This is a genomic window from Bacillus sp. 491mf, assembly GCF_900112415.1.
GTDB lineage: Bacteria > Bacillota > Bacilli > Bacillales > Bacillaceae_G > Bacillus_A.
On sequence record NZ_FOLV01000016.1, the window covers coordinates 14,105 to 36,684 of the forward strand.

At 36.9% G+C, this 22,580-nt stretch carries 22 protein-coding genes and 1 pseudogene; 11 read left to right on the plus strand and 12 right to left on the minus strand.

Annotated elements, in window-relative coordinates:
* Window positions 1–112: 112 nt before the first annotated feature.
* Window positions 113–1,207 (minus strand): A/G-specific adenine glycosylase, encoded by a 1,095-nt coding sequence (gene mutY, locus BM211_RS15395; protein ID WP_035433488.1) that lies wholly within the window; start codon window positions 1,205–1,207, stop codon window positions 113–115.
* A 148-nt stretch (window positions 1,208–1,355) separates the two neighbouring features.
* Here mutY and BM211_RS15400 point away from each other — a divergent pair, with 148 nt between their 5' ends.
* On the plus strand, window positions 1,356–2,336 hold the full coding sequence (locus tag BM211_RS15400) for a metal-dependent hydrolase (RefSeq protein ID WP_035433487.1): 981 nt from the start codon (window positions 1,356–1,358) through the stop codon (window positions 2,334–2,336).
* A gap of 26 nt (window positions 2,337–2,362) precedes the next feature.
* Here BM211_RS15400 and BM211_RS15405 read toward each other — a convergent pair whose 3' ends face one another.
* Window positions 2,363–2,629 (minus strand): YfhJ family protein, encoded by a 267-nt coding sequence (locus BM211_RS15405; protein ID WP_035433486.1) that lies wholly within the window; start codon window positions 2,627–2,629, stop codon window positions 2,363–2,365.
* A gap of 286 nt (window positions 2,630–2,915) precedes the next feature.
* Between BM211_RS15405 and sspK the strand changes: the two genes are divergently transcribed.
* Window positions 2,916–3,074: a small, acid-soluble spore protein K gene (sspK, locus tag BM211_RS15410; protein ID WP_035433485.1), complete on the plus strand. Its 159-nt coding sequence runs from the start codon at window positions 2,916–2,918 to the stop codon at window positions 3,072–3,074.
* 38 nt (window positions 3,075–3,112) lie between these two features.
* Window positions 3,113–3,265, plus strand: coding sequence for a YpzG family protein (locus tag BM211_RS15415; RefSeq protein ID WP_081904877.1), 153 nt, complete (start codon window positions 3,113–3,115; stop codon window positions 3,263–3,265).
* A gap of 62 nt (window positions 3,266–3,327) precedes the next feature.
* Here the strand turns inward: BM211_RS15415 and BM211_RS15420 are convergent, their stop codons facing one another.
* Both BM211_RS15420 and recX read right to left on the minus strand, forming a co-directional pair.
* A complete protein-coding gene (locus BM211_RS15420) occupies window positions 3,328–3,648 on the minus strand; it encodes a YfhH family protein (protein WP_035433484.1) in 321 nt (106 codons plus the stop codon).
* 11 nt (window positions 3,649–3,659) lie between these two features.
* The gene (gene recX / locus BM211_RS15425; RefSeq protein ID WP_035433483.1) at window positions 3,660–4,472 is read right to left on the minus strand and encodes a recombination regulator RecX; all 813 of its coding nucleotides are present in this window, start codon (window positions 4,470–4,472) and stop codon (window positions 3,660–3,662) included.
* A gap of 81 nt (window positions 4,473–4,553) precedes the next feature.
* On the opposite strand from recX, the gene BM211_RS15430 reads away from it, so the two are divergent.
* The 4 genes from BM211_RS15430 to BM211_RS15445 all read left to right on the plus strand — a co-directional run bounded on the left by BM211_RS15430 (window position 4,554) and on the right by BM211_RS15445 (window position 7,740).
* Complete coding sequence (locus BM211_RS15430) at window positions 4,554–5,459, plus strand: TIGR01777 family oxidoreductase (protein WP_090998439.1); 906 nt, start codon at window positions 4,554–4,556, stop codon at window positions 5,457–5,459.
* Window positions 5,460–5,617: 158 nt separating this feature from the next.
* On the plus strand, window positions 5,618–6,742 hold the full coding sequence (locus BM211_RS15435) for an amidohydrolase (protein ID WP_090998441.1): 1,125 nt from the start codon (window positions 5,618–5,620) through the stop codon (window positions 6,740–6,742).
* Window positions 6,743–6,992: 250 nt separating this feature from the next.
* Window positions 6,993–7,550, plus strand: a complete 558-nt coding sequence (locus BM211_RS15440; protein WP_035433480.1) for a GNAT family N-acetyltransferase — start codon at window positions 6,993–6,995, stop codon at window positions 7,548–7,550.
* A gap of 67 nt (window positions 7,551–7,617) precedes the next feature.
* Window positions 7,618–7,740 carry a YfhE family protein gene (locus BM211_RS15445; protein ID WP_081904876.1) on the plus strand — a complete coding sequence of 41 codons (123 nt, stop codon included), beginning with the start codon at window positions 7,618–7,620 and terminating at the stop codon, window positions 7,738–7,740.
* 653 nt (window positions 7,741–8,393) lie between these two features.
* Here the strand turns inward: BM211_RS15445 and BM211_RS15450 are convergent.
* The 3 genes from BM211_RS15450 to pflB form a co-directional block, all read right to left on the minus strand.
* On the minus strand, window positions 8,394–9,557 hold the full coding sequence (locus tag BM211_RS15450) for a diglucosyl diacylglycerol synthase (RefSeq protein ID WP_035433479.1): 1,164 nt from the start codon (window positions 9,555–9,557) through the stop codon (window positions 8,394–8,396).
* Between the two features lie 412 nt (window positions 9,558–9,969).
* A complete protein-coding gene (gene pflA, locus BM211_RS15455) occupies window positions 9,970–10,701 on the minus strand; it encodes a pyruvate formate-lyase-activating protein (protein WP_035433478.1) in 732 nt (243 codons plus the stop codon).
* A gap of 67 nt (window positions 10,702–10,768) precedes the next feature.
* Window positions 10,769–13,018, minus strand: a complete 2,250-nt coding sequence (gene pflB / locus BM211_RS15460) for a formate C-acetyltransferase (RefSeq protein ID WP_035433477.1) — start codon at window positions 13,016–13,018, stop codon at window positions 10,769–10,771.
* A 495-nt stretch (window positions 13,019–13,513) separates the two neighbouring features.
* On the opposite strand from pflB, the pseudogene pyk reads away from it, so the two are divergent.
* Window positions 13,514–14,923, plus strand: a pseudogene (pyk, locus tag BM211_RS15465) (pyruvate kinase); the annotation flags it as partial.
* Between the two features lie 387 nt (window positions 14,924–15,310).
* On the opposite strand, the gene BM211_RS15470 reads toward pyk, so the two are convergent.
* Window positions 15,311–16,129 carry a sugar ABC transporter ATP-binding protein gene (locus BM211_RS15470; protein WP_090998445.1) on the minus strand — a complete coding sequence of 273 codons (819 nt, stop codon included), beginning with the start codon at window positions 16,127–16,129 and terminating at the stop codon, window positions 15,311–15,313.
* Between the two features lie 262 nt (window positions 16,130–16,391).
* A complete protein-coding gene (locus tag BM211_RS15475) occupies window positions 16,392–17,570 on the minus strand; it encodes a serine hydrolase domain-containing protein (RefSeq protein WP_256217131.1) in 1,179 nt (392 codons plus the stop codon).
* Window positions 17,571–17,680: 110 nt separating this feature from the next.
* Between BM211_RS15475 and BM211_RS26035 the strand changes: the two genes are divergently transcribed.
* Window positions 17,681–17,962, plus strand: coding sequence for a hypothetical protein (locus BM211_RS26035; protein WP_141771652.1), 282 nt, complete (start codon window positions 17,681–17,683; stop codon window positions 17,960–17,962).
* A gap of 48 nt (window positions 17,963–18,010) precedes the next feature.
* Here the strand turns inward: BM211_RS26035 and nagE are convergent, their stop codons facing one another.
* Window positions 18,011–19,507, minus strand: a complete 1,497-nt coding sequence (nagE, locus tag BM211_RS15480) for an N-acetylglucosamine-specific PTS transporter subunit IIBC (RefSeq protein WP_090998448.1) — start codon at window positions 19,505–19,507, stop codon at window positions 18,011–18,013.
* Between the two features lie 453 nt (window positions 19,508–19,960).
* On the opposite strand from nagE, the gene glsA reads away from it, so the two are divergent.
* Together glsA and BM211_RS15490 are read left to right on the plus strand one after the other, a co-directional pair.
* Window positions 19,961–20,890 (plus strand): glutaminase A, encoded by a 930-nt coding sequence (gene glsA / locus BM211_RS15485; RefSeq protein WP_035433472.1) that lies wholly within the window; start codon window positions 19,961–19,963, stop codon window positions 20,888–20,890.
* Window positions 20,891–21,078: 188 nt separating this feature from the next.
* Window positions 21,079–21,420, plus strand: coding sequence for a DUF3969 family protein (locus BM211_RS15490; RefSeq protein WP_035433471.1), 342 nt, complete (start codon window positions 21,079–21,081; stop codon window positions 21,418–21,420).
* A gap of 47 nt (window positions 21,421–21,467) precedes the next feature.
* On the opposite strand, the gene BM211_RS26510 is transcribed toward BM211_RS15490, so the two are convergent.
* Together BM211_RS26510 and BM211_RS15500 are read right to left on the minus strand one after the other, a co-directional pair.
* Complete coding sequence (locus BM211_RS26510) at window positions 21,468–21,626, minus strand: hypothetical protein (protein WP_020061179.1); 159 nt, start codon at window positions 21,624–21,626, stop codon at window positions 21,468–21,470.
* A 247-nt stretch (window positions 21,627–21,873) separates the two neighbouring features.
* Window positions 21,874–22,482: a manganese efflux pump gene (locus tag BM211_RS15500; RefSeq protein ID WP_035433470.1), complete on the minus strand. Its 609-nt coding sequence runs from the start codon at window positions 22,480–22,482 to the stop codon at window positions 21,874–21,876.
* Window positions 22,483–22,580 lie beyond the last annotated feature (98 nt).

The following is a 22,580-nucleotide window of genomic DNA, read 5'->3' on the forward strand; positions in this document are numbered from 1 at the left end:
TCTATCCCCCTTTACATTTTTCATTACAACTTTCATTGTATTTGTCATTTGTTAAGGGAATATGAAATATTTGTAAGAGATTGTTATCTTTATGTCGAAAAAACTCCAACCGTTATGGTTGGAGTTTTTTGACACATTCTTCATAAATCGTTCGATGTGATTTCGAAATGGGTAATTGTTCAAACTCTTCGGTAGTAATAATTTTTAAATGGTCCGTTTCAACAATTGGTTGCAGCGCAGTGCCATAAAACACAAATATATCCCACGTCCGATGAGTAAACGTATGTTGCACATTTATTGCATAGTCATCGATGGAAATAGACATCGCAAATTTCTCTTTCATATAATCAGTAAGCTGTTGTTTCTGATTTCGAATTCCTTCGCTAATTTCAACGTTCGGAAATTCCCACATGTTAGCAAGTAATCCGGTACTCGGTCTTTTATTAACAACATATTTTCCATCTTCCGTACGCAGGACACTGGCAACAAGCGGAACCATTTTCGGGGCTTTTGCTTTACTTTTCACTGGTAATTCCTTTTGTACTCCTTCAGCAAACGCGCGGCAATGCTCCCGAACAGGACAGAGAAGACAAGATGGATTTTTCGGAACACAAATAAGTGCCCCTAGTTCCATCAGCCCTTGGTTAAAATAAGATGGATTTTCTTTTGAGATGATTTGGCGAACAACATCTTCAAATACTTTACGTGTTTTCGGTTTTGCGATATCATCCCAAATTGACAAAACACGTGATAATACGCGCATTACATTTCCATCAACAGCCGGCTCTGGAATCCCGTAAGCAATACTCAAAATGGCCCCTTTTGTATAAGGTCCTACACCTTTTAACTTTTCAATTTGTTTTACATCACTAGGAACTTTTCCGCCGTATTGTTCTTTTACTTCTTTTACGGCAGCATGTAAGTTACGTGCTCTTGAATAATAACCAAGACCTTCCCACGCCTTTAACACTTCTTCATCTTCTGCATCAGCTAATGCTTCTAATGTTGGAAACTTTCCCATAAAGTTTGCGTAATATGGTTTTACAGCTTCAACCCGGGTTTGCTGAAGCATAATTTCCGAAACCCAAACGCGATATGGGTCTTTATTGATGCGCCATGGCAAATCACGCTGCTCTGCTTCAAACCAACTAATTAAATCATGTTGGAATTTTTCTATGTTAAAGTCATCTAATATTTCAAGCTTCAAACTTGGTCCCCCTCATTTTTTTGCATATACGTACTATTATAAAGAATTTAGGAGAAAATTTAAGTAAGATGATGTAAGAAATAAAAGGCAAATGCCTTGTGATATAGAATAAAAAGAGTTACATTAATAAAAAACGGAGGTGGTTTTCATGGACACAGCCACTCATCTTGTCATGGGCGTTACATTAGGAAGCTTAGCAACACTAGATCCAGCGCTCAGTCAAAGTGACTTCGGGCCACAAGCTGTGATGTTTGCAACAATTGTCGGTTCTAATGTTCCTGATATTGATACTGTTTTAAAATTAAGAAACAATGCAAAATATATTCGAAATCATCGCGGGATTACTCACTCCATCCCAGCTGTTATCCTTTGGTCATTTTTGGTTAGTGGGATTACTTTTGCAGTATTTCAAAGCCCGCCCTATCTTCACCTTCTTCTATGGTCATTTATCGCTGTATTTCTTCATGTCTTCGTTGATATTTTCAATGCATACGGTACACAAGCACTGCGGCCCTTTACTAGGAAATGGGTGGCACTAGGCGTCATTAACACATTTGATGCCGTCATTTTCTTCATTCATACATTAGCGATTGCATGTATGCTTGTCGGTGCAAATAAAGGTTATGCTGGAGTAGCTGCTTATATGTTAATGACCGTTTATTATATCGGCCGAATTATGATGCGCCAAAATGTAAAAGGTGTCGTAAAGAAACGATTTCGTGACGTTGAACAAGTCATCATTTCACCATCATATCGCTTTTATCATTATCACTTAGCTATCGTTACAAAAGACCACTATTTTGTTGCCCGTTGGCATCGCGGTAGTATTATGGTTCATGATAAATTCGAGCGCATTCCATTACCTGATAACGATGTCATTCGTGCCGCTCAAAAAGATGAAAACATTTCAGCGTTCTTATCATTTTCTCCTGTCTATCGCTGGGATATTTTTGAATACAACGACTATTATGAAGTTAGATTTATAGATCTACGCTATCGCAGTAAAGATTATTATCCGTTTGTCGCAATTGTTCAGCTGAATAAAGAACTTGATATTATGAGTTCCTACACAGGATGGATTTTCAGCGAAGAAAAACTGCGCAAAAAATTAGAACTAATTCCGCATTAAAAAAACGACCACAATTGGTCGTTTTTTTAATGTTTAACATGATCGTCTTTATTAATTAAATGACTATACTTTGGATTATTCGTTTGAATTTCATGCAAACGCGCCCCTTGGTTATTAATCCACGCTCGTACCACTTTCTCTGTCATTTCAGTCCCTTGATACGTTCCTACTTTTGCATATGTCGCACCAAAATCCTCCCATAACAACTCAATCCAAGTACGCGCTTGAGAATAAGAAAGAGAAGGATTTTTTTCAAGAAGTTCTTTCGTTAATTTTTCAAAAATATCGTTCATACTATGTCTCCTTTAATCGATTCATTTATTTTTTAACATATAAATCACAGCTATGCAAAACAAAACATGACCTGCACTTGCTCTCTCCCTTTGTTTTAAATATTGCACGTGGCAGAAAAAGGCACTGACCGCTCCTACACATGGCCAGTTGCTCTCGTCCCCCCCAAAAAAGAAAAAGGTTTTCAAGCCATTTTTTGTTTGTATTCCTCTAGAATATTTCCTCTCACATTGCACAATCTATAAGTGATACTTCATGTATCAAACTGTAACGAGGGGGGAGTTCCTCTTGGGCAAACAATCGGAAATTTGGTCTGAATCCAAAAACGACAGCAAAATCAACGGTCCTACAAAAGCAAAAGCTCGCTTTGCTTCAAAACGCCCTAACGGCACTATTAACACGCATCCACAAGAGCGAATGCGTGCCGCGAATCAAGAAGAAGCATAACAACTGTTTATCGATAACTTCTTATACGAGGTGATAAAATGAGCTACCGCAATCATTTAGACCGTCGTTCTGAATTATTTAATCCCACGTGGGCTCGTCCAAAGCACGCAAAAGCACAAGTAAATGGACAAACGCAGCAAACGCAGTCTCTCATTATTTTGGCAAATGAAATGAAAAAACGCCAATTTTAAGCGCCTACCTCCTTTAACAATTACAAAAAGTGAAAACTAGAGCAGCCAAGGCTCTCTAGTCTTCACTTTTTTTGCAATAATGAAATAGGAATACCAATTTCCTCTGTTTCATTTTGTTTATGTCCCCAAGCAAATACCCCGTTAAAATACGTAATGGTAAACGATGCACCTGGCTCTTCTACAAGTTCATATGTTTCGCCAATCTGAAATTCATTTATATCTGTCATATAAGCACGTGCCATCGCAATTTTCCTCATTAAAACATCAAATTCATTTACAATGCCAAGTTGTTCTGCTTTTACTGCCTGTTCTTTTAAAACGCCTATTTCTTCTCGCAATTCATGTGGTGTCATCTCACTATAGCGCTTTGGCATGTTTCTCATTTTTTTCTCCCTCATCCCTCTTCACGTTTCATTTGAATAAACACTTCTATTTCATCAATCGAAAAACCCTTTCGATATAATGCTTGCTTTATCTTATTTTCATACGTCCAACCATCATATTTCTTATACTTTTCATGATATTTATTCCCATGATAGATAAGGGCTTCTTCTTGCTTTTTATCATCCTTTTCATCTTTTAGTTCTTCTAAACAAATTTGAATGATATTACGCCCATATCCTTTCCGCACTAACATCTCTTCTAGTTTTTGTTTCATTTGTAGAAAAGAATGTTTTTGATAAGACTTTTTCTTTTTTTCTATAAGCACAAGAGCATTTTCAATTTGCTTCTCCTCGGGATACTCCTGTAAACTATGGGTAATCATTACATCCGTAATCCCTTTACTTAACAGTTCACGTCTAATGACAATTGGTCCTTTTTGGCTCACATTACTATGCGTACGGACATATGCAATCGCATACTCTTTATCATTAATATAACGGTCATGTAATAGTTTTGAAACCACTTCAGAGATGATGGCTTGTCCAATTTCCTTTTTCCGTAATTGCTCTTCTACTTCTTGCTTCGTTCTCATTTGATGCGATAAGTAAGTAATTGCATATAAATATGCCTTTTGTACTTCTTCATCATATAAAACGTTTGCTAATTCAACATCATCAAATTCCAAGCCTTTTTGAAGCCCATGTTTGATTAAAGTCACTTGATCAACACTAAAACCATATTCTTCTCCATGACCTTTATCAATGTAAATGTTAAATCTTTCGTTCGTTCGTTTTTGTACTTCTATTTTCGTAATGACAGCCATACATTTCACCTCAACATCATTTTAACATACTATGAAACAAATTTGAGTTTCTTGAATATACATAATGAGGAGGGGTTTCTTTTGGAAATCGCTATTTCTGGAGGAACAGGTTTTATTGGAAAAGCACTCACTTTATATTTAGCAAGTAAAGGACATATCGTATACATCCTGACACGTCAAGTAAGAGAAAATCATTCCCCTGCAAATATACACTATATACATTGGGATGCTGGCGCCTCAAAATTCCCACTCTCTTCCATTGATGTCATTATTAATCTTGCCGGAGAATCGATTAATAATGGTCGCTGGACGAAAAAACAGCAAGAAAAAATTATAAATAGTCGTTTACACACGACAAAAGGCTTAATTAAGCAACTCCAAACGTTACACACATACCCAAGCACATTTATAAATGCCAGTGCGATTGGCTATTATGGTACATCAGAAATAGACACATTTACAGAAGAGCATCCTAAGAAAGGGAATGATTTTCTAGCCACTACCGTACAATTATGGGAAGAAGAAGCGAGTAAAGCAGCTGATCTTGGCATTCGAACGATTTATACGCGCTTCGGTATTGTTCTTGGAAAAAATGGAGGAGCACTGCCGAAAATGTTGCTTCCCTATCAATTGTTCATGGGAGGAACAATCGGCTCAGGAAATCAATTGTTGTCTTGGGTTCACCTTGAAGATGTTGTTCGAATGATTGATTTTGCAATTCACACAAAAGAAGTAAGTGGCGCTTTCAATATTACAGCTCCTCATCCTGTAACAATGACGGAATTTGGAAGAACAATCGCGAAAGTGCTGCATCGACCACATTGGTTGCCAGTACCTGCGTTTGCGCTCAAAACTCTTCTCGGTGAAAAGAGCATCCTTGTGCTAGAAGGACAAAGAGTATTACCTCAAAAAGCAATACAACACGGATATACACATTCCTATGCTACTTTAGAACATGCGCTTCAAAATATTGAATCGTACTCATAACTACTAAGCTCTTAAAAAATGACATAAAAACCCCTTCTTTTTTAAAGAGGAGACGAGAGCATCTGGCCGCGCATAGAAACGGTCATGCTGTATTCTTCTTAGCAGCGATTTATATGTTAAAAAATCAAAATGGATTTATATAAAACAAAGAGGTTCTTATGAAAACATTATTTAAGCAAGCGACTGTTTACCCTATTACTTCCTCTAAATTTAAGGGGGATGTATTAGTAGAAAACAACAAAATTGTTGCATTAGAACGATTTATTGAGTCTAGCAAGGATATGACCATTATTGATGCACGAGGTCTTCATCTTCTTCCAGGCTTTATTGATGTGCATACACATCTCGGTTTATATGATGAAGGAACTGGATGGGCTGGAAATGATGCAAATGAAACAGCAGAAGTCCTAACCCCTCATATTCGTTCTTTAGACGGCATTCATCCTTTTGATGTTGCTTTTCAAGATGCCCGGCAAAGCGGTATTACAACCGTACATGTCATGCCTGGAAGCCAAAATGTAATTGGCGGAACAACATGCGTCCTCAAAACAGCAGGAACTAGTATCGATCATATGGTCATTCAAGAACCTGCTGGTTTAAAAATTGCGTTTGGAGAAAATCCAAAACGTATGCATAGCAACGGAAACAAAGAATCTATTACCCGTATGGGGATTATGGGAATGCTTCGAGAAGCATTTTATGAAGCAAAACACTATGGGAATGATACCGACTTTCGAATGATTCCTATTATACAAGCGCTTCGCCGTGAAATTCCTATACGCGCCCACGCTCACCGTGCCGATGATATTTTAAGCGCTCTTCGCTTTGCTAAAGAATTTAATCTCGATTTACGTATTGAACATTGCACAGAAGGACACCTTATTGCTGATAAATTAGCAGGTCACGATTTAAAAGTATCTGTCGGACCCACATTAACACGCCGTTCAAAGATTGAAATTAAAAACAAATCTTGGCAAACATATCATACTTTATCTACTCACGGGATTGAAGTTTCTATTACGACAGACCACCCCTATACACCCATTCAATATTTAAATATTTGCGCGGCTATCGCCGTCCGAGAAGGATTAGATGAACATAAAGCTCTAGAAGGAATTACAATTATACCAGCTCGCAATATACGACTAGAAAAGAAAATCGGTAGCATAGAGCCTGAAAAAGACGCTGATCTTGTCCTATGGACTCACCATCCTTTTCACTATTTAGCCAAGCCTGTATTAACAATGATAGATGGAAAAATTATCTACACAAAAAATTCATAAAAACTAGTTTATTTTTTTGACTAGATGAAGTATTATACGATTATAAACTGAATGAAACCATAATCAATTTGTGTCGTGTTGAGTAATTTCAAATTGATGAATGGGGAAGGCAAATGGTGCGCCACCAGCATTATAGACTGGTTCTAGTGGGTTCGATTCCCACCCCGAAATTTTTTAAAGTTTTATATAAAAATTTCGAGGGTGGGGTGTTTTTTGTTGTCATGCTGCCCTCTTTTTAGGAGGAGATAGTATGTTAAAAAAACGTGACCTACATGACAGCCACGTTCTATATGATTTGATGATTCACCCTGATGTCTTCCCCTTTGTGCGTCAAAAGGCGTCTTCTTATGACGAATTTTTGTTTTTGACAAAACAAACCGTTGAAGCGGAAGAGCGTGGAGAGTTAATTTCACGAACAATTGTTGATGAGTGGGGAAATCCAATCGGAACAATAACCCTATTTGATATTCAAGAAAAAGCAGGCTTCCTTGGCACATGGCTTGGTAAACCATATCATGGAAAAGGTTATAATAAACCTGCAAAAGACGCTTTCTTTAGTGAACTTTTCTTTGAATTAGATATTGAGACTATTTTCATGCGAATTCGCAAATTAAATACTCGCTCTATTAAAGCTGCCGAAAAACTACCATACGTCAATCTAGCAAATGAAACACGTAGATGTGTATACGATCAAATTAACGCAAACGATGAAGTGTATAACTTATATGAAATTCCGAAAGATCAATACACACTACACACAATGCGCGAAGCAACATTCCAAGACGCTCACCATTTAAAAGAAGCGTAATCTATGTATATCTCCCTCTGTCATTGGTAACGATAGGTAATGACTTTATGACACGAGGTGAACTGGAATGGATAAGAGAAGACGTGAAAAAACGAAAAGTAAATTATCTAGCACACAAGAAGTTCTCTATCAACGTGAATTTAAAAGAGCAGATCGTGCAGCTGGGTATAAGCCAAAAGGGATTTTTTAACATAAAGCTACCTCTTGTTCAGAAGAGGTAGCTTTTTTTGTGGAAAACTTTATCCACAAAACCGTTGGAAATGTGTATAAATTCGAATATCTTTTCTATAAAAGAGGAATTTAACCACAGTGAGTTTGTTTGAATTGTGGATATATTCACTGAATTTTGTGGATATTGTGGATAGTTTTGTTAATATTTTAAGTTTACTGTATATTGAAAGCGGATTCGTTTGTGGATAAATTAATATTCTACAAGCAATTTCCCTTCCCTATACCATCTATAATATATAAAACCCCTTTAGCATCTGGCTGTGGATAGTAGCGGTCAGTTCCTGTTTCTACCACAGGTAATGTTTAAAACAATAGGAGCATGCTTGTGGAGAGCACGTTGGGGTTTTTGATAGCGGCGATTTATATGTGGAAACCGGTGTAAAAGACCTCTTTCTTTTTTGGACGACGAGAGCATCTGGCTGTGGATAAAAGCGGTCAGTCCCTATTTCTACCACGGGCTATGTTTAAAACAATAGGAGCATGCTTGTGGAGAGCACGTTGGGGTTTTTGGTAGCGGCGATTTATATGTGGGAACCGACATATAAGCCTCTTTCGTTTTAAACGAAATAACGAAAAAAACCTCCTTCTACAGTTAGAAAAGAGGTTCTTATATTAAGTAAAAGACTGTACAAGGGCTGGTGAACGTACCGGCGAATGTACCCGCACATGATTTTCCTCCAAAATAGAATCCACAATATGAAACGCTGGTTCCGGACGATAAATGCGTTTCATCGCTTCTCTCATTTGCAATAACTTCATGTCATCTTGCAATAATTCTTTCGTTTTTGGAAAAATTTCATGATCTTCACGAATAACAACTGCTGCACCTTGCTTTTCAAAATACTTCGCATTTTCATTTTCTTGTCCTGGTACTGGTTTATATAAAACGACAGGTACTTGCAAAGCTGCTGCTTCACTTAATGTAATTCCTCCTGGTTTCGTGATCATACAAGAGGTAATACGGAACAGTTCATCAATATTCTCTACATAACCGAATACTCTTAATACATCTGGATTGCTTTCTTGTAATTGTAGCAAATCCTCTTGCAATGCTTTATTTTTCCCACAAACTACAGCTATCTGCAGATTAGGAACTGATAGAAAGGACTGACATAACTCTTTTACACTTCCTAACACCCCATGTGCCCCTGCCACTATAAGTAAAGTCTTTTTGTCGCGTGACAAATTATACTTATCATACAAGGATTCCACATTAACAGATGCTTCAAAGCTTTTCCGAATTGGAATTCCAGTCTCTACAATTTGCTCAGCAGGTACTCCTACTTCTATCATAATGTTCTTCACATAATCTGTTGCAACAAAATAACGATCCACTTCTCGGTGAATCCATATTTTATGCAAGCAAAAATCAGTAAGTACATTATAAACAGGAATAGAAATATCTGTTTGTTTTTTTAACTCCGGCACCGCAATGATTGGAAATGTATTAATAACAATATCGGGTTTTTCAGCTTGTAATATCGCTTTTAGACGTTTTCGTCCAAAATTGGCATACCATGATGCGATTTTTTTATCGTAAATCTTCTCAACACCATAATAAAATAAGCGGTATAGCTCTTTCCCAATTGTATAGCTTTTTAAATATAAATATTTTGTAATGTCTGTTATGACAGGATGTGATTCACTAAAAAGATCGCATACAATTACATCCTTAAGTCCTCTTTGACGAAATGTTTGTTCTAATGTTTTTGCCACTTGGACATGACCGTTACCGTAATGTGCTGTTAATATTAAAACCTTGGGGTTTTTAATCAAACAAATCCACTCCTAGCTTTTTCGGTCCTTTATATTGCATCTGTCACAATATAAAAAACAATTTCCTTATAATTTTGCAAGTTTGTATCCCAACGGTTTACCGCTGGATATGTACCTGTCGTGGATATACAAAGCATATGTTATTGACCCCTTAATCCCATCTGCTCATATCTTAACATTATACTTTCCCATAACTGCTTTCGCAATAACTTGACGTGTCTCTATACTTCATGATACGCACTACACTATTTCTTAATTCTTTCTATTGTTTCGTTTTCCCTTTACATTTTCGTAAATTTATCCATATCATTTCTTTACAAAAATAGTCATTATATAATATAAGTATACTCTTTTCCTTATCTTTGCTCTACTATTTATCGAAAGAAAGAAAAAAGCCTAATCCACAATTGGATTAGACTGCTCCTAAAATATTCTTTGCTTTTTGAACGCTTTCTTCCGTTGGAGGCTCTACTCCTTCAAGAGGATACTTGTGACCTAGTGCCTCCCATTTATAAACCCCTAACTTATGGTATGGCAATACTTCTACCTTTTCCACATTACCAAGAGTTTGAATAAAGGCCGCCAATTTCTCTAGGTCTTCTGTACTATCAGTAACTCCAGGTACAAGTACATGACGCACCCAAATTGGTTTCTTTTTATCTGATAAATAACGAGCAAATTGTAAAATATGTTCGTTCGGTTTGCCCGTTAATTTGCGATGTCTTTTTGAATCAATATGTTTTAAGTCAAGTAATACCAAATCTGTATATTCCATCAAAATATCTAGTTTTCTTTGGAATTCTTCATCTTCAGAATAACATCCTCCGGAAGAATCAATTGTCGTATGAATGCCGACCTCTTTACATTTCTTAAACAGTTCAATCAAAAAGTCTAACTGTAATAGCGGCTCACCGCCACTTACAGTAATACCACCGCCGGAAGCTTCCATAAAAGGAGTGTAACATGTAACATCCTGCATCACTTCTTCGACTGTTATTTCTTTCCCTTTACCAATTTCCCACGTATCCGCATTATGACAATATTGACAACGTAGTAAACACCCTTGCGTAAAGATGATATAACGAATCCCTGGGCCATCAACAGTACCACAAGACTCAACAGAATGAATTCTTCCTTTTACCATGTTACTTCCTCCTCTATTAAAACAGCTCCCCTCTGCCCTGATGAAAAACAGAGGGAAACTTTTTTACTTACATGCTTTCGTGCATTGTACGGTTAATAACGTCAATTTGTTGTTCACGAGTTAACTTAATGAAGTTAACAGCGTAACCAGATACACGAATTGTTAATTGTGGATATTTTTCAGGATGTTCCATTGCATCCATTAATGTTTCACGGTTAAATACGTTAATATTTAAGTGATGTCCTTCTTTTATAGCATACCCATCTAACATAGATACTAAGTTGCGAATCTGTACATCTTCTTCTTTTCCAAGCGCTTTTGGAATAATAGAGAATGTGTTAGAAATACCATCTCTTGCCTCTTCATATGGTAATTTCGCAACAGATAATAATGATGCTAGTGCACCTTTTGTATCACGGCCATGCATTGGGTTTGCACCTGGTGCAAACGGTTCGCCGGCACGACGGCCATCTGGTGTGTTACCAGTTTTCTTACCGTATACAACGTTAGATGTGATTGTTAAGATTGACATTGTATGAACAGAGTTACGATATGTTTTATGTTTACGAAGCTTGTTCATAAATGTTTTTACAAGGTTTACTGCCATTTCATCTACACGGTCATCGTTGTTACCGTATTTAGGGAAATCTCCTTCAATTTCAAAATCAACAGCAAGACCATTTTCATCACGAATTGGTTTTACTTTCGCATATTTAATTGCACTTAAAGAGTCAGCTACTACAGATAATCCTGCGATACCTGTTGCCATTGTACGAATAATCTCTGTATCATGAAGTGCCATTTCGATACGCTCATAGCTATATTTATCATGCATGTAATGAATTACATTTAATGTATTTAAGTAAAGACCTGCTAACCATTCCATTGTCACATCGAATTTACGCATAACTTCTTCATAATCTAATACTTCAGAAGTAATTGGTGCATATTCAGGTGCAACTTGTGCTTTTGATTTTTCGTCTTTACCACCGTTGATCGCATATAATAATGCTTTCGCTAAGTTTGCACGTGCTCCGAAGAATTGCATTTGTTTACCAATTCTCATTGCAGATACACAGCAAGCAATACCGTAGTCATCACCGTATTCTGGGCGCATAATGTCATCATTTTCATATTGAATTGCAGATGTTTTGATAGACATTTTCGCACAGTAGTTTTTAAAGCCCTCTGGTAATTGTTTAGACCAAAGAACTGTTAAGTTTGGTTCTGGAGCTGGTCCTAAGTTATCTAATGTATGCAAGAAACGGAATGAGTTTTTCGTTACTAATGGACGACCATCAAGTGAAATACCACCGATAGATTCTGTTACCCAAGTTGGGTCACCAGAGAATAATTCATTATAATCAGGTGTTCTTGCGAATTTCACAAGACGTAATTTCATAATGAAGTGGTCAACAATTTCTTGTGCTGCTTCTTCTGTTAATGTACCGTTTGCTAAATCTCTTTCAACATAGATATCTAAGAAAGTAGATGTACGGCCAAGGCTCATTGCTGCACCATTTTGCTCTTTAATTGCTGCAAGATAACCAAAATATAACCATTGGAATGCTTCTTGTGCATTTGTTGCTGGTTTAGAAATATCAAAACCATGAGAAGCTGCCATTTGTTTTAATTCTTGAAGGGCACGCATTTGCTCAGATAACTCTTCGCGTAAACGAATTGTCTCTTCGCTCATTACACTGCTCGTTAAGTTTAAATCTGCTTTTTTCATTTCGATTAAACGATCAATACCGTATAATGCAACGCGGCGATAGTCACCAATAATACGACCACGGCCATATGCATCTGGAAGACCTGTAATAACGCCTGATTTACGAGCTGCTCTCATTTCTGGAGTATAAGCATCGAATACACCTTGGTTATGCGTTTTACGATAGTCTCTGAAAATACGGCTTAGTTCTTTGTCCATTTCGTATCCGTAAGCTTCACAAGATAGCTCTGCCATACGAACACCACCGAATGGTTGTAATGAACGTTTGAATGGTTTGTCAGTTTGGAAACCAACTACTTTTTCAATATCTTTATTTAAATATCCTGGACCATGTGATGTAATAGTAGAAACAATTTCTGTATCCATGTCAAGGACGCCGCCATTGTCACGTTCTTGTGTTGTTAAATCCATTACTTGATCCCAAAGTTGTTTCGTCGCTTCTGTTGCTTCAGCTAAGAAGGTATCATCACCTTCATAAACGTTTATGTTATTTAAAATGAAGTCGCGAACATCAATCTCTGCTCTCCACTTTTCACCTTTAAAGTTTTCCCATGCGTTTTTTACATTTTCTAATACTTCAGTCATCCTAATCTCCTCCATTTTATGATTAGTACAGGACTAAGAATTTTTATATAACAGCTTACGTATTTAGGATACTACTTTTTTGAAAACATGAACGTTTAAGTTGTGACATGTTTGTGAATAATTGAGCATATCACTGCAATCGTAGTGGAAACTCTGTTGAAAACTTTGGTAAATCAACCTCTCTTTTCATAATTTCATCTTTTTGGCATCTTAATCAGGAAATGTTTTCCTGTAACATAAAAGTCGTACCTATCACAAACTGTAATACTAATTCCTTATATTCTGTTATAGTTTTTTTGGAACAGAATTAAAAAAGTTATACCTGTTTCGATACAACTTCTCCATTATGAAAACCACGTTCTTCTATATACATAGGACTATATCCAAAAACAACACTTTTAACAGTAAATAATACAAATTACATACGTATACATGAAGTACACCTACAAGTGCAACATATTAAAATGAAGCTTCTATAAATAGGAGGAATTTGATATGCGAAAAACAAAAATTGTCTGCACAATTGGACCTGCATGTGAACAATACGAAACACTGCTCTCTTTACTAAAGTCTGGAATGAATGTGGCTCGGTTAAATTTCTCTCATGGAACGCACGAAGAACATCAAGTTCGGATCAACACAATTCGAAAAGCTGCCACAGCCTCTCAAAATAACATTGCGCTCTTACAAGATATTAAAGGACCTAAAATTCGCACAGATGAATTTGAAGGTGGCCAAGCAGAATTACGGGAAGGAGAAACGGTTATTGTTTCCATGAAAAAAGTGCTCGGAACATCTCAACGTTTTTCTGTCACTTATGAAGGTCTATATGATGATGTAGAAATAGGATCGCATCTATTACTCGATGATGGATTATTAGAGCTAGAGGTAACAAAGAAAGATAATGGCGAATTACAAACGAAAGTTATACATGGTGGAATCATTAAAGATCATAAAGGTGTAAACGTACCAAATGTAAAAATCCGCCTGCCAGGTATTACTGAAAAAGATAAACAAGATATTCTTTTTGGCATAGGGCAACAGGTTGATTACATCGCAGTCTCTTTTGTACGTAAAGCTACCGACATTTTAGAAGTACGCGATATATTAGCAGCGTATAACGCCTCGCATATTCGTATCATCGCAAAAATTGAAAACCAAGAGGGAATTGAGAATATAAAAGAAATTGTCGAAGTTACAGATGGGATTATGGTTGCACGCGGTGATATGGGGATCGAAATTCCGGCAGAATATGTACCAATCATTCAAAAACAATTGATTCATACTTGCAATACGCTAGGAAAACCAGTCATTACAGCAACACAAATGCTCGATTCTATGCAAAGAAATCCAAGACCAACAAGAGCGGAAGCATCCGATGTAGCAAACGCCATCTTTGACGGAACAGATGCGATTATGCTTTCTGGAGAGACAGCTGCCGGTGAATATCCAGTAGAAGCTGTACAAATGATGGATAAAATTGCTCTGCAAGTAGAAGAATCTTCTTTATTTCAAAACCAAAAGCAGTCTCTTCACAATGACCATAAACAAATAACAGAAACAATTGGAGCTGCTGCTGTCCAAGCAGCTTATTCTTTACAAGCAAAGGCAATTTTAACACCAACAAAAAGCGGTTATACAGCACAAATGATTTCAAAATACCGTCCGAATACACCAATTATCGCAACAACATCTGAACAATCTGTTATGCAGCAACTCGCACTCGTCTGGGGCATATATCCACTTTTCACTCCCCAAAAACAAACGACAGATGAAGTAATTGAACAAGCAATAAGTAAAGCTAAAGAACGACAGCTTGTCTCTATGCAAGATATCATTATCGTAACAGCAGGTGTCCCTGTTAACGAACGTGGCACAACAAATCTACTGAAAATTGAGGTTGTGAAGTAATAAAAAACGATAAATTCTTTTCTTTTTAAAGGGGCGAGAGAAGCAGACAGGACCTGTTCCCTGTTTTAAAACAAAGGTAGAAAACAAGAGCAGGTCTTGTTGCATTTTGCATAACCGCAATTTCTATGGTGAAAAACTTAAATGGATTCATATATAAGATATTTCCCTACCCGCTAGTAAAGTAAAAAAGAGGATGTCCCAAAAGTTTCACCTTTCGGTACGATTCAGCTCAGTGAATCGACTGTTTATATGTCGAATATAGTCGAGAAGTCTTTAAATCGTGTCGAAGCGCCGATATATTGCAAAGAAAGGTCGATAACGTGAAAAAGGAATGACCCAAAAAGTGCTTATATGTTTTTTGGGTCAGCTCCTCCACCATATCTAATTATTTTTCAACGTTAATATTGCGGCTACCGCATAATATAAAGCTTTCTCATACTTCGCATGTTCCACAACTGATAAATTAACAAGCGAGCCACCACTAGCCGAAAAATACTCAATTGCTTCTACTGGAATCGCATCTTCTTTTACTTCAATAGCACTACCATCATTCCATTGTCCCTTTTGGATATTCGCATACAAATCTCCAGTAATCTCACCAATTTCTTCATCATGCTCAGACAGTAAGAACCACTTCAACTTTTTTAAGCTCAACATTTGTTTCAACCCAGCGATCTTATTCCCTGCCAAGTCATAAAACGTATATGAAAAAGACATGCCTGCTTTTTGTTTTACAATCAGCATCGCCTCGCCCAATTCGTTATACAAAACAAAACGTTTTTCAATCAATGCGCTCAAAAAAAACGATACGAAAATCTTCCATAGCCTTTGCAGTTTTGTTTCATATTCTTCTCTTAAAATCCCCATTGTATTTCCATCCATCGAAAAGTATGTAACTGTAGTCACGTAAGATACTTCTCTTCGCACAACGAATCGCTGGTGTTGTAGCATCGACGCGGCCCCTTCGATCCGAATTGTTGCGCCAATTTTCTTCGCTCTCCCTCTTTCTACAAAACTATAAATCATAAACAGGCAGGCTGTTACTATCATGCTAACAAAGGGCATTGTATCTTTGTTCCACTGGAAATGCGGCGTTCGAACATACTCAAGGATAAACGCTATAATAGCAAGTAAAAATATAAAAATAGAAAAAAGAAAAAACCGTTTTCCATTCCTGGCATGATGCTCATGGATCCCCATATTTATCTCCTTATTTTTTACATTTTTTATCATTATCTCATGCTTTTCCAAAGATTTAAATTTATTTTAATTTCCCAACATAGAAGTCGAGGCTATGCAGACCTGTTCTCGCTTCCTCCCTTTGTTTCAAACCTCGCACGTGGCAGAAACAGGCACTGACCGCTTCTATACATGGCCAGGCATAGAAAAGTTTTTTAGGTTTTGTTTTTCACAAAAATCCCCATATAAAACTACAAAAAAAGCTATCTCGTAAGATAGCTTTCTAACCTTCCTCATGCCGTACCATCGTATAAATATCATTACTTACAACGCCAAACGACTTAATATTATTTTGAATATTTGATAATAACACAACATATGTATTTCCATCTTTACTAAAACTATTTAAACAATTCCATCCTGGCATAACACCATGATTTGAATAACTGCCAGGGTTCACATACCAACCAAAACCATACTCCTTTTTAACTGCGGTAAACATTTGTTGATAACTATCGCTTGAAATCAGCTTTCCTGTAAACAAAGCTTGATCAAATAAATATAAATCATATGCAGTCGTGTATATATCACCGCAGCCAAATAATTGCGACATACTCGGTACAGCTGGTGTTGTCATTTTATTGTCTACTATTTTATAACCAGTAGATGGATATTTTCCTTGTTGAAACTGATCACCAAATCCGGAATGTTTCATACCGACAACTTCAAAGATATTCTTTTGAATATAATCTTGAAGGGATTGTCCACTCACTTTCTCGGCAATATACGCAAGCACGGAATAGTTAGAATCGGAGTATTTCCATTGTGATCCGGGCGGGAATGCCAACTTTTGCTTTCCTATTCTTCTAATTAATTCCTCATGGGTGATGCTCTCTGATCCCTCGCTGTACTCCGGGATCCCTGATGTATGTGTAAGAAGATGCACTAATTTAATCTCTCCACCTCTTGGAAAATCAGGAATATATTTCGCGACCGTATCTTGTATGTTTAATTTATTTTGTTCTTTCAATTGCATAATTGAAGTTGCGACAAAAGCTTTTGTAATAGAACCAATATAGTAGGATGTCTCTGAATTATTAGCAACTTTTTTTTCTTGATTGGCAAGTCCATACCCTTTGTTTAAAAGAACCTCTCCATTTTTCACAACAACCGCTGTGCCGCTAAAGTTTTTACTCTTCATATACTCATCTAATTGAGCATGATTATTAATTTCTTGCGGAGGTTGCTCAGCTACCACTTCTTCTTTCTTTACTTCTTCTTTCTTTACTTCTTCTTTCTTTACTTCTTTTTTCACTTCTTTTTCTTCTTCTTTCATCGCTTGCAAAGTTGCCTTTTCTTTATCATGGGAAGTAATTTTCGCATACCCCCAATATACCAAGGCAAACAACAGACTAAGAATAATCGTTCGTTTTACATATACAATTGGTTCGCGAGTTTTCATAACAATAAAAACCTGCCTTTTCACATAGTTGCTCATTTCACATCTTACTTTATCACGCAACCAATGTTTTACCAATGCTATGTACAAAAAAATAAAAATGAGCACCCAAAATGCAAGATAGCCGTTACATTTGTAATGAAAAAACGAAGCTGACTTCTGTTATCGACCGTTCTTTGCAATATATCGGCGCTTCGACACAATATAAAGTGAAACTTCCATCAGTGACGCCTTTCTTACTGATGGAAAGCTCTCACCAATCGGGCTTTTACGGGCAGTTTTCTTCCTTGCCCTTCCCCACCTTTTACTGCCCGTTAATGCGGGATAAAGACCATTCGATGATATTCGACATACAAGTAGTCGCCCCCGCTGTGCTGAATCATACCAAAAAGTGAAAGGCTCTGACTAATAAGTGGACTTTTTAGTCAGAGCCTTCATATTCCTTATACGTGCTTCTTCATATCATCAGCAACAGACTCAACGTTTGTTCCAACGATAACTTGTACACTTGTATCACTTAATTTCATAACACCTTTTGCGCCGGCACGTTTTAATGCTTGTTCATTTATTAAACTTGCATCTTTCACTTGTAGACGAAGACGAGTAGCACAGTTGTCAATAACAGCTAAATTGTCTTTTCCGCCTAACGCTGCGACATAAGCTTCACCGATAGAACCAGATTCACCTACTGCAATTGTTCCCTCTTCTAATAACTCATCATCTTCACGACCAGGCGTTTTTAAGTTTAACTTCTTAATTAAGAAATAGAATACAAAGAAGTAAATTGCGGCATAAACTAAGCCTACACCTGCTAATAATACTGGCTTTGTTGCAATACCGAAGTTAATACCGTAGTCAATTGCACCTGCACTAAATGAAAAACCATCGTGAATGCCAAGCTTTGTTGTTATAAATAAAGAAAGACCTGTTAATATAGCATGAATCCCATATAATACTGGAGATAAGAACATAAATGAGAATTCAATTGGTTCTGTAATACCAGTTAAAAATGAAGTTAACGCAAGACCAATTAACATACCTGTAACTGCTTTACGCTTTTCTGGCTTTGCTGCTGCGATCATCGCAAAACATGCTGCTGGTAAACCAAACATCATGATTGGGAAGAAACCTGTCATAAACATACCTGCACTTGGATCTCCTGCAAAGAAACGAGCAATATCGCCATTTACAACCGCTCCTGCTGTGTTTGTAAATTCACCAAATACAAACCAGAAGTACGTATTCATTACATGGTGTAAACCAATCGGGATCAATAAACGGTTTAATAAACCGAAAAGCCCTGCACCAATTGCTCCTAAGTTAACGATACCATGTGCTACCGCATCGATACCGCTTTGAATTGTTGGCCAAATTTCTCCAAATACTAAACCTAACAGAAGCATCACTACAGATGTAATAATTGGAACGAAACGTTTACCAGCAAAGAATCCTAACCATTCTGGTAATTTAATTTTATAGAATTTGTTATATAGTAATCCCGCAACAATACCAGCGATGATACCACCTAAAATGGCCATATTAATTTTTGGTGCTAACGTCGCCGCTTTAGAAATCTTTCCTAACGTATCTGCTACTTTAGATGGATCTACAGAACCCACTAAATCTTGAACACTTTTCAACTTATCGTTTAACTCTGCCGCTGAATACCCTTTACTTAAAGTATCAGTCGTATTTTTCAAAATAAGATAACCAATCGCACCGGCCAAACCTGCGGCACCGCTGCCATCAACAGACAAACCAACTGCAACACCAATTGCAAAAATAAGTGCTAAGTTATCAAAAATTGCTGCACCGGCTTGTGCCATAACAGGAATATTAAATACGTCAGGTTGCCCTAAACGAAGCAATAGACCGGCTGCTGGTAGTACCGCAATTGGGAGCATTAACGCTTTACCAATACGTTGTAAAAACTGCAACATCTGAATTCCCCCTATCCTAATTATGAAATCGTTACCAAATACAAATATGTTTTAGAAAACGCTTTCTATTACAGGAACATAATAACATATAGTTGTATAGATGTGTAGTTATTATGATTGGTTTTTTTATAAATTTATGCTCGTTTATTTAATTCTATGTATATTCATTTAAATTTTCCGACACATAAGCCGCTGCTATACAGAAAAAAAGATGACCTGCACTGGATTTAAAACCTCGCACGTGGCACAAACAGGCACTGACCGCTCCTATGCACAGCCAGACACTCTCGACCACCCTAAAAGAAAAAGGTTTTTTTGGCATTTTTTCATTTTACATACCCAAGAAGTAAATAGAAGTTGCATTTCATCATTCCTCGATTTCATGTTATTATTTACTTCCACACTTGCCTCGCAAGTTAAGCTTAATCACTAATACAACTAGGGGTGTTTATTATGCAGTGTATCGAGACGAACAACTTACAACAATTATTAGATCGAGTTCAGCCCTATACGAAACAAGGTAAGCTTGCAACGTATATTCCTGAGTTAGGAAATGCAGATCCTAATGATTTAGGAATTGCGATTTTTCATAAAGACGACCATTACGTTCATGCTGGAAAATCCCAGACACTCTTTACACTTCAAAGTATTTCGAAGGTAATTACACTTGCACTCGCACTTTTAGATTGCGGTGAGGAGTACGTATTTTCGAAAGTTGGCATGGAACCAACTGGTGATCCTTTTAATTCTATTATTAAGCTAGAGACAACAAGCCCATCTAAACCATTAAATCCAATGATTAATGCCGGGGCATTAGCGATTACGAGTATGATTGCCGGAAATTCTAATGAAGAGAAAATGGAGCGTATCCTTCACTTTGTGCGTGAAATTACAGCTAATCCTTCCATTAACTATTCTTCTAAAGTGGCCATCTCTGAATTAGAAACAGCTTATTTAAATCGTTCTCTTTGCTACTATATGAAGCAAAACAACATCATTGATGGGGATATCGAAGAGTTAATGGACCTATACACACGTCAATGCGCAATCGAAGTAAACTGCATCGACTTAGCTCGTATTGGACTTATCTTTGCAATGGATGGTTATGATCCATATTATAAAAAGCAAATTATCCCAAAACACATTACGAAAATTTGTAAAACCTTTATGGTCACATGTGGTATGTACAACGAATCTGGAGAATTTGCAATTCGCGTTGGGATTCCAGCGAAAAGTGGTGTAGCTGGCGGAATTTTAGGATGTGTAAAAGGTGAAATGGGTATTGGTATTTTTGGTCCTGCACTAGATGAAAACGGAAATAGCATTGCTGGATTTAAAATATTAGAATTACTTTCTGAACAAGAAGGTTGGAGCATTTTCTAAAAAGCGTCTGAAACGACGCTTTTTTCAATATAATTGTGCATATTCACCATGTACCCTTGAATAGTATAGTACAAGTACAGCCTAGGTTTTATAAAAGGAAACTTCAGTTTAGAGAATACATTTCGCTCTAAATGGTTAACTAATCAACTCTTACAGACGGTAAGCCGTTGAGGAAGATGGAGGTGCTCATGAAACTCATCCTTCAAACAGAAGATCAGGCAGTTCTTGAGAAGACGATCCTTCTTTTTGTATTAAGTATCGTTGAAAGTTTAAAATTAAAAGTTGTTTCCCTTGATGAAGCCTATCGATACATATTTAATCTAGATGTTCTGGAATTGTTAATGGATCGAAGTATTGATGACAAAGTATTAGAAATCGTCCATTTTGGCATCGAATTAGAAGACATTCAAAATCTAATCCCTGAAGACTTAGAACAAAATATCGAAGAGCTAAAATGGCGCTGTATTCAAGTACTAAGCGACTATGAAATGTATGAAGAAACGGAACAATTATTTGAAGACATTCGGTAAAGTGAAACGTCCATTACATGTAGAAAAAGCACCTCTTTAGGTGCTTTTTAATGTTTTTTCAAACTATTTTTATACGTTTCAATATTTACTGGTAATTCTTCCTCTTCTAACGTATGTTCATTTACATCTTTATGAATATACGCACCTTTTGGAGGTTGATGATCATGACCTTTTTTCTTATGATCAAAGGATTTACCGCGTCCCATACTAACACCTTCCTTTACCTAAATTCTATGTTAGTATAAATAAAATGTCGTCGACATATGCAATGGTTTGTTGTATTTCCGAGGAAATGCTAGAAATTTGTTTTTCTCTATACTTACTGCTACGCAGAATACATCATGACCGCTACTTGCTTTCTCCTTTTGTTTTCATTCTCGCACGTGGCAGGAATAGGCCCTGGTCGCCTCTATGCACAGCCAGACGCTCTCGCCCTCTCTAATTTTATATCTTTCACAAAACTTGATTAACTGCAATGATAATAAGCAAAGCTCCAGCAATGATCGTTGCCCATTTCCCTAAATACAGCGCTAAGTATTTTTTACCGATATAAGAACAGAACCTCACACATAAGAAGCTAAAGCAGCCCGAAATAATAGCGGTCATCCACAAATTCAAATTTGTCACACCTGCATCAAAACCACCCGCAATGTTATTAATGGATAATGCAACGCCAAGCACAATTGCTTCTGAAAAGCCAATTGTTTTAGACTCATCAAAATCGGCGGCTTCTGGATTACGTAAAATACGCATCAATACATTACCTTGCTTTCTCTCATCTACCGCTTTACTAAGCATCGGCTGGCATAATACCAATACGCCAATACTCCCCAATACGATAGCACCAATCACATTAGCTGTAACATCTGAAATAAACAAAGAAATCCAATTCCCGAAAAATCCTGCCAACAGTGTAAAGAAAAAGCCGAAGAAAGCTATGATAAAATTATTGGACCATGAGATATGGATCTTCCGAATTCCATAAGCAATACCTACACCTGCATTATCTAAATTTGAAGCTACCCCAATAAAAAGAATGGAAAGAAAACTTGTTATATACATCAATAAGCACTCCCTTATTGCTTTTTTTATTGCATCGTATGCAAATATTGAGCAATTGTGCCTGTCTGTTTCATATACTTTTAATAAAATATCAACAT